The following is an 11055-nucleotide window of genomic DNA, read 5'->3' as shown; positions in this document are numbered from 1 at the left end:
CGGTCCGGTCCCACGCGCGGCGCCTGCCGTCCGAGCCGCAGCGCATCTCCGCACGGGCTCCCGATCCGCCCCGCCGGACGGCTTCGGCCGGACAGGTCCGCCCCGCACCACCCGTCCCGTCCCGACCCTCCGCAGCCGAACCGCGCAGGGTCCGATCCCCGCGCCGCGGCACTTTCCACCCCCGGGGGCTGGAGCATCCCCCTCCCCGGCCCCATATCCAGGGCAGAGCTTCGGGAGAGACCATGGACGGCGATCTGACGGCACGGCTGATCTATCTCGGGCTTCTCCTCACCGCGCTCGGCGCCTGGGTGCTGGTCGAATATCGCGGCCGCATCGGCGCGGCGATCCGCGCGGGCCTCGCCTGGGCGCTGATCTTCGTGGCGGTGCTCGCGGGCTATGGCCTCTGGCGCGACATCCGCAGCGATCTCACCCCCACGCAGGCGGTGATGGAGGACAGCCGCATCGCGGTGCCCCGCGCGCGCGACGGCCACTATTATCTCACGCTCGATGTCGCAGGCACCCCCATCCGGTTCATGGCCGATACCGGGGCCAGTTCCATCGTCCTGTCGCAAGCGGACGCCCGCAGGCTCGGGATCGAGCCGGATCGGCTCGATTATCTCGGCGAGGCCGTCACCGCGAACGGCCCGGTGCGCACCGCGCGGGTGCGGATCGGCCCGGTGGCGCTCGGACCCTACAGCGAACAGCGCATCCCCGCCTGGGTCAATGAAGGGCCGATGGACATGTCGCTTCTGGGCATGGATTACCTGCGCCGCTTCCGCATCGAGATCGCCGACGACCGGATGATCCTGAGCCGCTGAGGCGCCCGCGCGCGTCCGCCGCCTCAACCCGCCTCGGCCTTCTTCTCCCAGCGCCCGCTTTCCTCCGACCAGTATTGCGCCTTCACGCCCGCGCCGGTCAGCGCCTTCCACTGCCCGCGCGCCCGGGCAAGCTCCGCTTCGTCCAGCCCGTCGAACAGGATCCAGACCCGCTCGAGGGGCGCCGCCTCCGCAGCCTCCGTCGCGGCCCCGTCGAGCAGCATCAGCGCCTGCGCCCCGTTGCCGATCGCGCCGGTGCCGAGCAGCACCGGCTGCACCGCATCGTGCGGCCCCCCCTCCATGCCGTGCGGCAGGAACCCGTCCTCCGGCACCCGCCAGAGCGCCAGATCCAGCGCCTCGAGCCGCGCCCGGTCGGTCCCCCGCAGCATGACGCGCCACCCCTGCCCGAGCGCCCGCGGCAGCAGAAGCCGCAGCGTGTCCTCGGCCGAGGAGCGCGTCAGGTGATAGAACATCACGACGCCCACGCGGCCCGCCTCTCCTTCAGTCTGGTCCAAATATCCCGGGGTCCGGGGCAGAGCCCCGGCGGGTCGAACCGCCGGGACCTCTCCGGTCCCGGCGCGCCCGATCTCACGTCTCCAGCATGTCCCGGATCATCCGGTCGAGCGCCAGCACCCCCCAGCCGGTGGCGCCCTTCGGCGCGAGCGCCGTGTCCGACTTCAGCAGCGCCGTGCCCGCGATGTCGAGATGGATCCAGGGCGTCTCGGGCTTCACGAAGCGGCGCAGGAAATGGGCCGCGGTGATCGAGCCCGCCTCGCGCCCGCAGGAGTTGCGCATGTCCGCGATCCGCGATTTCAGCATCTCGTCGTAGCGCTCGCCCATCGGCATCCGCCAGGCGCCCTCGCCCTCGGCCTCGGCCGCCTTCAGGAAGGCGCCGCAGAAGGCATCGTCGTTCGAGAAGACGCCCGTATTCTCGTGGCCGAGCGCCACGATGATCGCCCCCGTCAGCGTGGCCAGATCGACGATGCCGCGCGGCTGGAAGCGCTCCTGCGCATACCAGAGCACGTCGGCCAGCACGAGACGGCCCTCGGCGTCGGTGTTGATGACCTCGATCGTGTCGCCCTTCATCGAGCGCACCACATCGCCCGGCCGCTGCGCATTGCCGTCGGGCATGTTCTCGACGATGCCCACGAGCCCCACGACATTGGCCCGCGCCTTGCGCATGGCGAGCGTGCGCATGACGCCCGCGACCACCGCCGCGCCGCCCATGTCCATGGTCATGTCTTCCATGCCGGCCGCGGGCTTGATCGAGATGCCCCCGGTGTCGAAGACCACGCCCTTGCCCACGAGTGCCAGCGGCACCTGATCCTCGGGCCCGCCCTTCCACTGCATGACGACGAGCTTCGAGGGATGTTCCGAGCCCTGCCCCACCCCGAGGAGCGCTCGCATCCCGAGCTTCTCCATCTCCTCTTCCTCGAGGATCTCCACCTCGAGGCCGAGTTCGTGCATCGCCGCAAGCCGCGCCGCGAAATCGAAGGTCGAGAGCACGTTGGCGGGCTCGTTCACCAGATCGCGGGTGAAGAAGATGCCCTCGGCCAGCGCCGCCATCGGGCCTGCCTCGGCCGCCAGCGCCTCGGGATTGGCCGCCATCAGCGTCACCGGCCCCGGCAGGCTCTTCTCGCCCGTCTTGTGCGGCGTGAAGTCATAGGCCCGGAGCGCGATCCCGAAGGAGACATCGGCCGCCCGCTGGATCGTGTCGGCCAGCACCAGCGTGCCCACCTTCGAGAGCGCCCGTCCGATGGTGCCGCCCGCCTTCCGCGCCGCGGCCTTGTCGGCGCGCCGCTCGAGCTTCACGAGCTGCACCGCATCGGCCGCGAGCCCCACGGGAAAGCCCAGCTCCATCGCATCGCCCTGCTTCAGCTTGCCGAAGGCTTCCGAGCCTGCGGCCCGTTCGAGCGCGCCGCGCATCAGACGGTTCACCTTCTTGGCCGCCGCGCCCATCGTGCCTCCCTCGCCCGCGAAAACCACGATGCGACCGGGAGCGCCGGCCAGGGCGTCGAGGTCGAGCCCCTGGAACTGGATGGGAACGGGATGGGTCATCAGATTACTCCGCTGCAACGCTCGGCGCCACCGCGCCGTTGATGGACAGGCGCCGGAGCGCCGGAGGGACGGGGCCGGATCGCGGGGGATGCCGCGGCGCCGGCCGTTCTCCGCGCCGAGGCTAGCCCCTGCCCCGCCCGAGCGCCAGATACCAGTTTTCCCCGGCGGCGATTTCCGGTAGCGTCCCGCAAACCCCGGGGACAACGGACAGGACGAGCGAGGCGTGGCAAGATTCGACAGATATCTCCTGTCGCAACTCGTGGCGCTGTTCGGCTTCTTTTCGCTGGTTCTGGTGCTCGTCTACTGGATCAACCGCGCCGTCGGCCTGTTCGACGACCTGATCTCGGACGGCCAGTCGGCGCTCGTCTTCCTCGAATTCTCCCTCCTCGCCCTGCCCAACGTGATCCGGCTCGTGCTGCCGCTCTCGGCCTTCGCCGCCACGATCTATGTCGTGAACCGCCTGAGCCAGGAATCGGAGCTGGTGGTGATGCAGGCCACGGGCTTCTCGGCCTTCCGCCTCGCGCGGCCGGTGATCTGGTTCGGGCTGATCGTGGCGCTCATGATGATCGTGCTGATGAACCTGCTGGTGCCAGCCAGCCGCGCGACCCTCTCGGCCCGCTCGGCCGAGATCTCGCAGAATGCGACCGCCCGTTTCCTGCGCGACGGCGAGTTCCTGCATCCGGCCGACGGGGTGACGCTCTATATCCGCGAAGTGACCGAGACGGGCGAGCTGAGAGACCTGCTGCTCGTCGACGACCGCGATCCTGCGCGCTCGACCGCCTATACGGCGCGGCGCGCGCTGCTGGTGCGCACCGACACGACGCCGAAGCTCCTGATGATCGACGGCAGCGCCCAGACCCTCACCCGCGAGGGGCGCAGGCTCGAGCTCACGCGGTTCGACGACGTGACCTACGACCTCGGCGCCTTCGTGACGAGCTCGGGCCCGAAGCGCCGCGTGCTCGAGGAACTGCCGACGACGACGCTGCTCGCCCCCACGGCCGAGGTGCTGGAGGAGACGCGCTCCACCCGGGCCGCGGCGCTCTACGAAGGGCACAGCCGGATCGGGCAGCCGTTCCTCGGGTTCGCCTCCTCGCTCATCGGCTTTGCGGCGCTGCTCCTGGGCAGCTTCAGCCGCTTCGGCCTCTGGTGGCAGATCCTGTTCGCCGTGCTCCTCCTGATCGTCGTGCAGACCATCAACGTGGCGGCCTCGGGCGTGGGCGTGACCGACGAGCAGCTCTGGCCGCTCGCCTATGCGGCCCCCGTCACCGGCTTCGGGATCGGCATCCTCCTGCTCTGGATCGGGCAACGGCCGCGGCGGCTCAGGCGGGCCCTGAACGGGATCTTCGCCTCATGATCCTGTCACGCTACATCGCCCGACGCTTCCTGCGCATGGTGTTCATCGTCTTCCTCGCCTTCTTCGGCCTGATGATGCTGATCGACGTGCTCGACCAGATGCGCCGCTTTTCGGGAGAGGGCATCACCCTCGTGCAGGCGGGGCTCCTGTCGCTCCTGCGCGTTCCGGCCACGCTCTACACCATCCTGCCGCTGATCGTGATCCTCGCCGCCGTCGCGCTCTTCCTCGGCCTTGCCCGGTCGAGCGAACTCGTGGTGGTGCGCGCTGCGGGCCGGTCGGGGCTGCGCTTCCTCGTGGCCCCGACGGTGGTGGCTCTGGCGCTCGGCACGGTGGCGGTGACGGTGCTGAACCCAATCGTCGCGGGCACCTCGCGGCAGTATGATGCCGCGGCGGGCCGGCTCGCCCGGGGCGAGGCGAGCATCCTGTCGATCTCGAAGGAGGGGCTCTGGCTGCGTCAGGGCGGATCGGGCGAGCAGACGGTGATCCATGCCCTGCGCTCGAACACCGACGGCACGCGGCTCTATGCGGTGACCTTCCTCACCTTCGACGCCGAGGGCCGGCCCACGGGGCGGATCGCGGCCGAGCAGGCGGCGCTGGAGCGGGGCTACTGGCAGCTCTCGGGCGCCAAGAGCTGGGATCTGACCGAGGCCAATCCCGAGGCGGGCGCGAGCCTGCCCGGCAACCTCCGCGTCACCTCCGACCTCACCCGCGAGGGGATCCAGGACAGTTTCGGCGACCCCTCCGCCATCCCGATCTGGGAGCTTCCGGCCTATGTGGCAGGGCTCGAGCGCGCAGGCTTCTCGGCCCGCAAGCACCGGGTCTGGATGCAGATGGAATTCGCCCTCCCCGCGACGCTCGCCGCCATGGTGCTGGTGGCCGCGGGCTTCACCATGCGCCACAGCCGCTTCGGCGGCACGGGCCGCATGGTCCTTCTCGCCCTTCTGGGCGGCTTCGCCCTGTTCTTCCTGCGCAACTTCGCGCAGGTGCTGGGAGAGAACGGACAGATCCCCATCCTGCTCGCCGCCTGGAGCCCGCCGCTGATCGGCGTCATGGGCTCGCTCGGCCTGCTTCTGCATCTCGAGGACGGCTGATGCGCCTTTTGCGGACTCTGCTTCTGTCTGCCACCATCCTCGCGCCGCTGCCCGCGGCCGCGCAGGAGAAGGCCACGCTCATAGCCGACAGCGTGTCGATCGCGAACGACACCACGCTGGTGGCCGAGGGGCATGTCGAGGTGCTCTATCAGGGTACGCGCCTCAGCGCTGCGCGCGTGCTATACGATCAGGCGGCGGACCAGCTGACCATCGACGGGCCCATCGTGCTCGACAATGGCGAGGGCCAGATCGTGCTGGCCGATCAGGCGGCGCTGTCGGGCGATCTGGCCAACGGCGTTCTGACGAGCGCGCGGCTGGTGCTCGACCAGCAGCTCCAGCTGGCCTCCTCCGAGCTTGCGCGGGTGGGCAACCGCTACACCGCCCTCGGCCGCACCGTCGCCTCCTCCTGCCAGATCTGCGCGGACAATCCGGTGCCGCTGTGGGAAGTGCGCGCCAGCCGCGTGGTCCACGACACGCAGGAGCGGCAGATCTATTTCGACAATGCATCGCTGCGCATCGCGGGTGTGCCGGTGGCCTACCTCCCGCGTCTGCGCATCGCGGATGCGACGCTCGACCGGGCCACGGGCTTCCTGCCTCCCAAGCTGCGCACCACGAGCAAGCTCGGCACCGGCGTGCTCGCGCCCTACTTCATCAGGCTCGGCGACAGCCGCGACCTGACGCTGCTGCCCCAGATCACCACCAAGGGCGGGCGCTCGCTCGGCGCGCGCTACCGCGAAGCCTTCTCCTTCGGCGCCATCGAGGCGGAGGGCGCCGTCTCGCGCGACGAGATCCTGCCCGACGACCAGCGGGGCTATCTCTTCGCGCGCGGCACCTTCGATCTGCCGCGCGATTTCACGCTGGTCTTCCAGATCGAGGAGGTGAGCGACCGGGCCTACTATCTCGACTACGGCCTCGGCGAGAAGGACCGTCTGGCCTCCGGCTTTCAGGTCGATCGGGCGCGGCGGAACGAATATATCTCGGGGCGACTCCTGAAATTCCGCACGCTGCGCGAGGACGAGGACAACGAGACGATCCCCTCGCTCGTGGCCGACGCGACCTTCCACCGGCGCTTCGGGTTCGGGCCGCTCGGCGGCGAGGGCGGGATCCGCTTCTCGACCCACAGCCACCGGCGCGATTCGAACGATCCGCTCGACAGCGACCTCGACACCGATACGTTCGCCGACGGGCGCGACATGTCGCGGGCATCGGTGCTGGTGGACTGGCGCCGCAACTGGATGCTGGGCGGCGGGATCCTGGGCTCGGCCTTGGCCGAAATCGGTGCCGATGCCTATGACATTTCGCAGGACGCCGCATGGGAGGGCTCGGACACGCGGATCCACGGGGCCGGCGGCATCGAGCTGCGCTGGCCCTGGGTGCGCAGCAGCGCGAGCGGCGCCAGCGACGTGATCCAGCCGGTGCTGCAGGCAGTCTGGGCAGATACATCCGGCGACCGCATCCCGAACGAGGATTCGGTGCTGGTGGAATTCGACGAAGGCAGCCTCTTCTCGCTCGACCGGTTCCCCGGATCGGACGCGGTCGAGGACGGCGGGCGCGCGGCCATCGGCGTGAACTGGACGCGCTACGATCCGGCGGGCTGGTCGCTCGGCGCCACCCTCGGCCAGGTGATCTGGCAGGAGCAGAATCCCGGCTTCTCCGAGGCCTCCGGCTTCGACGGCAACCAGTCGGACTGGCTGGCCGCGCTGCAGCTGACGCTGCAGAACGGGCTCACGCTCACCCAGCGCACCATCGTCGACAAGGACTTCGGCGTGACCAAGGCCGAATGGCAGATCGACCTCGACCGCGATCGCTACGGCATCACCTCGCGCTATGTGCGCATCCGCGAGAGCGCCGAGGAGGCACGGCCGAATCCGGTCGAGGAGCTCACGCTCGACACGCGCTACCGGCTGACCGACGCCTGGACCGCAAACGCCGAGGGCCGCTACGATTTCGAGGCCGACCGCACCGCGCGGGCCGGGATCGGGCTCGAGTTCCGGAACGAGTGTCTGAAGGTGGATCTTTCCCTCTCGCGTCGGTTCACTTCCTCGACTAGTGTGACGCCGAGCACGGATTTCGGCCTGTCGGTCGATCTCATCGGCTTCGGCAGCGGAGCGACCCCTGGCCCGTCGCGGGTCTGCCGCAGGTGAGGCAGACGCGCGGGACATGTCGCACAGGCAGCCGGCAGAAGCCGGATCGTCGCGACCAAGAGCACCGAACCCTCGGGACCAAGAGCAGAAGACGGCTGACGGACAGATGAAGACTTTCGTTTCCCATTGCCTCGCCCTCGTCGTGGCGGCAGGCCTGACGTTCACCGGCGCCCCCGGCGCGCTGGCCCAGAACCTGTTCGCGCCGCGTCTCGTGGTGAACGACCGGGTCATCACCAACTACGAATTCGAGCAGCGCGTGCGCTTCCTCACCCTTCTCGGCGCGACCGGGGATGTCGAGAAGCAGGCGATGGACGCGCTGATCGAGGACAAGATCCGCTTCGATGCCGCCGAGCAGGCGGGGCTCAAGGCCACCGAGCAGCAGATCAAGGACGGGATGGAAGAGTTCGCCGGCCGCGCGAACCTCTCGGCCGAGCAGTTCGCGGCCGAGCTGGGCAAGGCGGGCGTCGCGGTCGAGACCTTCCGCGACTTCGTCCATGCGGGCCTGATCTGGCGCGAGCTGATGCGGGCCAAGTTCGGCGCCGCCGCCCGCCCGACCGAGACGGCCATCGACCGCGCCATCACGCGCCAGACCAGCCGCGCCTCGATCCGGCTCCTGCTCTCCGAGATCATCATTCCGGCCCCGCCGGGCCAGGAAGCCGAGGCGCGGGCGCTGGCCGCCGAGATCGGCCGCAACGTGCGCGGCGAGGCCGCCTTCGCCGAGGCCGCGCGGACCTATTCCGCCTCCTCCTCGGCCGAGCGCGGCGGGCGCATCGACTGGGTGCCGCTGCAGAACCTGCCGCCGACCCTCGGGCCGATGCTGCTCACGCTCTCGCCGGGTCAGGTGAGCGATCCGGTGACGATCCCGAACGCCGTCGCGCTGTTCCAGCTGCGCGGTCGGGACGAGACCAGCGAGCCCCCGCCGGAGGGTATCGAGCTCGAATATGCCGAGCTGTTCCTGCCCAATGACGCGGAGTTCGCGGGCGAGCTCGGCCGGATCACTTCGCGGGCGGACGATTGCGACGACCTCTATACGGTGATGAAGGGCGCGACCGAGCAGCAGCTGCGCCGCACCACCCTGCCGCTGGCGCAGGTGCCGCAGGATGTCGCGCTGGAACTGGCCGGCCTCGATGCGGGCGAGGTCTCGAGCTCGGCGCTGCCCGGGGACACACGCCGGGTGCTGATGCTCTGCGCGCGCCGCCCGGTCTCGGCCGAGCCGATCGACCGCAACCGGCTGGCGCAGGCGCTGGCGAACCAGTCGATCTCGACCTCGGCCGACGCCTATATGGCCGATCTGCGCGCCAACGCGATCATCCGCCAGCCGTGATCGCGCCCATAGCCCTCACCTGCGGCGAGCCCGCGGGCATCGGCCCCGAGATTGCCGTCAAGGCCCGCCGGGCGCTGGGGCAGCGGCTGCCCTTCTTCTGGATCGGCGACCCAGCCCACCTGCCCGAGGGCAGCGCATGGCAGGGGATCACGGCCCCCTTCGAGGCGGCCGAGGTGCCGGCCGAGGCGCTGCCCGTGCTCCTCCACCGCTTTCCCGACCCGCAGCCGCCGGGGCAGCCCACGCCCGGCAATGCGGCCGAGGTGGTGGCGGTCATCGCCCGCGCAGTCTCGCTCGTCCAGTCCGGGGCAGCCTCGGCGATCTGCACCTCGCCCATCCACAAGAAGGCGCTGAAGGACGGCGCGGGCTTTGCCTTTCCCGGTCACACGGAGTTCCTCGCCTCGCTCGCGGGCGTGGATCAGGTGGTGATGATGCTGGCCTGCCCGGGGCTGCGTGTCGTGCCTGCGACGATCCACATCCCCCTGGCCGAGGTGCCCGCGACCCTGACGCAGGAGCTGCTCGACAGCGTGCTCCGCATCACCGACGCGGCGCTTCGCCGGGACTTCGGTATCGCCGCACCCCGGATCTGGGTGACGGGGCTCAATCCCCATGCCGGAGAGGGCGGGGCCATGGGCGCCGAGGATGCGGCGGTGATCGCTCCGGTGATCGAGCGGCTGCGGGCCAAAGGGTTGCGGCTGACCGGGCCGCTGCCGGCGGACACGATGTTCCATGCCGGGGCCCGGGCGCGCTACGACTGCGCGGTGGCCATGTATCACGATCAGGCCCTGATCCCGATCAAGACCATCGATTTCGCGGGCGGGGTGAACGTGACCCTGGGCTTGCCCTTCATCCGCACCTCGCCCGATCACGGCACGGCCTTCGACATCGCGGGCAAGGGTGTGGCCGATCCGTCGAGCCTCGTCGCGGCGCTCGAGATGGCTTCGGAGATGGCGCAGGCGCGCGGCTGATCGCCCGCCCGCGGGGGTTTTGCACCCCCGCACCCCCGCAGGATATTTGGACAGAGTGAAAGAGGCGGAGGGCTGACATTGGCCTCGATTGACGGACTGCCGCCCCTGCGCGAGGTGATCCGGGCGCACGGGCTTTCGGCGAAGAAACAGCTCGGACAGAACTTCCTGCTCGACCTGAACCTCACGGCGAAGATCGCGCGGCTTGCGGGCGACCTGGCGGGCTCGGATGTGCTCGAGGTCGGGCCCGGGCCGGGCGGTCTCACCCGGGGGCTGCTGGCCGAGGGGGCGCGGCGTGTGCTTGCCATCGAGAAGGACGCGCGCTGCCTGCCCGCGCTGGCCGAGGTGGCCGCCGCCTGGCCCGGGCGGCTCGAGGTGCTGAATGCCGATGCGCTCGACGTGGATGTGGCGGCGCGGCTGACCCCCCCGATCCGGATCGTGGCGAACCTGCCCTACAATGTGGGGACCGAGCTTCTGACGCGCTGGCTCTCGTCGGACTGGCCGCCCTTCTGGGAGAGCCTGACCCTGATGTTCCAGAAGGAGGTGGCCGAGCGGATCGTGGCGAAGCCGGGCTCCAAGGCCTACGGCCGGCTTGCGCTGCTTGCGCAATGGCGGACCGATCCGAAGATCGTGCTGACGCTGCCGCCCGAGGCCTTCACCCCGCCGCCCTCGATCCATTCGGCCGTCGTCCATTTCACCCGGCTCGAGGCGCCGCGCCATCCGGCCGATCCGAAGGTGCTGGCGCGGGTGACGGCGATGGCCTTCAACCAGCGGCGCAAGATGCTGCGCTCGAGCCTGAAGGGTCTCGTGCCGGACATCGAGACGGTGCTGCGCGAGGCGGGGATCGAGCCTACGCAGCGGGCCGAGGAGATCCCGCTCGAAGGCTTCTGCGCTTTGGCCCGCCGATTGGCGGGCTGAGGCCGGGTCGGCCGGTCAGTCACGCGATCTGCTTCCATGCCTTGCCCGTGGTCTGGCGACGGATCTCGGCGACGCCGCGGGAGAGCCGTCGCCGGCCGGAGACCCGAGACTCCGGGTGCCATGGCGTGCGACCTGTGCCGAGGGGCGGGCGGTGAGGCCTGCGGACGGCCAGCGAGGCCGATGGGGTGATCCGGTCAGCAGGCCGCGAGTGGGCCGGGGCCATTCGGCCACCCGATGCCTGCCCGTTGGCGGGAGCGATCGATGGCGTTGAAGGAGAAGGTCGCACCGACTGGTGCCGGTTGGCTGTCCCGCCGCTTCGGCGCGCTGCCGGAGGGGGGCGCGGATCCGCCAGGGCGGACGGGCCGCGGTCGGGCCGACGGGCCGCTTGA

The 11055-nt window shown here is 70.3% G+C and carries 9 protein-coding genes; 7 read left to right on the top strand and 2 right to left on the bottom strand.

What is annotated here, in order from left to right; translation table 11 throughout:
• Window positions 1-242 precede the first annotated feature (242 nt).
• On the top strand, window positions 243-818 hold the full coding sequence (locus tag A9O63_RS07215) for a retropepsin-like aspartic protease family protein (RefSeq protein ID WP_069331319.1): 576 nt from the start codon (window positions 243-245) through the stop codon (window positions 816-818).
• Window positions 819-841: 23 nt separating this feature from the next.
• On the opposite strand, the gene A9O63_RS07210 is transcribed toward A9O63_RS07215, so the two are convergent.
• Together A9O63_RS07210 and A9O63_RS07205 are read right to left on the bottom strand one after the other, a co-directional pair.
• Window positions 842-1288: a DNA polymerase III subunit chi gene (locus A9O63_RS07210; protein WP_191993882.1), complete on the bottom strand. Its 447-nt coding sequence runs from the start codon at window positions 1286-1288 to the stop codon at window positions 842-844.
• A 115-nt stretch (window positions 1289-1403) separates the two neighbouring features.
• Window positions 1404-2873, bottom strand: a complete 1470-nt coding sequence (locus A9O63_RS07205; RefSeq protein ID WP_069331317.1) for a leucyl aminopeptidase — start codon at window positions 2871-2873, stop codon at window positions 1404-1406.
• A gap of 223 nt (window positions 2874-3096) precedes the next feature.
• On the opposite strand from A9O63_RS07205, the gene lptF reads away from it, so the two are divergent.
• The 6 genes from lptF (at window position 3097) to rsmA (ending at window position 10666) form a co-directional block, all read left to right on the top strand.
• Window positions 3097-4227, top strand: coding sequence for an LPS export ABC transporter permease LptF (lptF, locus tag A9O63_RS07200; RefSeq protein ID WP_069331316.1), 1131 nt, complete (start codon window positions 3097-3099; stop codon window positions 4225-4227).
• Window positions 4224-5318, top strand: coding sequence for an LPS export ABC transporter permease LptG (gene lptG / locus A9O63_RS07195; RefSeq protein WP_069331315.1), 1095 nt, complete (start codon window positions 4224-4226; stop codon window positions 5316-5318). Before lptF ends, lptG begins: the two co-directional genes overlap by 4 nt.
• Window positions 5318-7462, top strand: a complete 2145-nt coding sequence (locus A9O63_RS07190) for an LPS-assembly protein LptD (protein WP_069331314.1) — start codon at window positions 5318-5320, stop codon at window positions 7460-7462. The genes lptG and A9O63_RS07190 overlap by 1 nt, the downstream gene beginning before the upstream one ends.
• Window positions 7463-7568: 106 nt before the next feature.
• Complete coding sequence (locus tag A9O63_RS07185) at window positions 7569-8786, top strand: peptidylprolyl isomerase (protein ID WP_069331313.1); 1218 nt, start codon at window positions 7569-7571, stop codon at window positions 8784-8786.
• The gene (pdxA, locus tag A9O63_RS07180; protein WP_069331312.1) at window positions 8783-9751 is read left to right on the top strand and encodes a 4-hydroxythreonine-4-phosphate dehydrogenase PdxA; all 969 of its coding nucleotides are present in this window, start codon (window positions 8783-8785) and stop codon (window positions 9749-9751) included. The genes A9O63_RS07185 and pdxA overlap by 4 nt, the downstream gene beginning before the upstream one ends.
• Before the next feature lie 78 nt (window positions 9752-9829).
• Window positions 9830-10666, top strand: a complete 837-nt coding sequence (rsmA, locus tag A9O63_RS07175) for a 16S rRNA (adenine(1518)-N(6)/adenine(1519)-N(6))-dimethyltransferase RsmA (protein WP_069331311.1) — start codon at window positions 9830-9832, stop codon at window positions 10664-10666.
• The last annotated feature ends 389 nt before the right edge of the window (window positions 10667-11055 follow it).

The organism is Cereibacter johrii (genome assembly GCF_001720585.1).
GTDB classification, from domain to species: domain Bacteria; phylum Pseudomonadota; class Alphaproteobacteria; order Rhodobacterales; family Rhodobacteraceae; genus Cereibacter_A; species Cereibacter_A johrii.
The sequence above is the reverse complement of the archived record's forward strand: the minus strand, read 5'-3'. Positions and strand labels throughout refer to the sequence as shown.

Bases quoted from the DNA above. Each gene is read 5' to 3' on its own strand.
- A9O63_RS07215 (WP_069331319.1), top strand. From the start codon at position 243: ATGGACGGCGATCTGACGGCACGGCTGATCTATCTCGGGCTTCTCCTC.
- A9O63_RS07210 (WP_191993882.1), bottom strand. From the start codon at position 1,288: ATGTTCTATCACCTGACGCGCTCCTCGGCCGAGGACACGCTGCGGCTT.
- A9O63_RS07205 (WP_069331317.1), bottom strand. From the start codon at position 2,873: ATGACCCATCCCGTTCCCATCCAGTTCCAGGGGCTCGACCTCGACGCC.
- lptG (WP_069331315.1), top strand. From the start codon at position 4,224: ATGATCCTGTCACGCTACATCGCCCGACGCTTCCTGCGCATGGTGTTC.
- A9O63_RS07190 (WP_069331314.1), top strand. From the start codon at position 5,318: ATGCGCCTTTTGCGGACTCTGCTTCTGTCTGCCACCATCCTCGCGCCG.
- A9O63_RS07185 (WP_069331313.1), top strand. From the start codon at position 7,569: ATGAAGACTTTCGTTTCCCATTGCCTCGCCCTCGTCGTGGCGGCAGGC.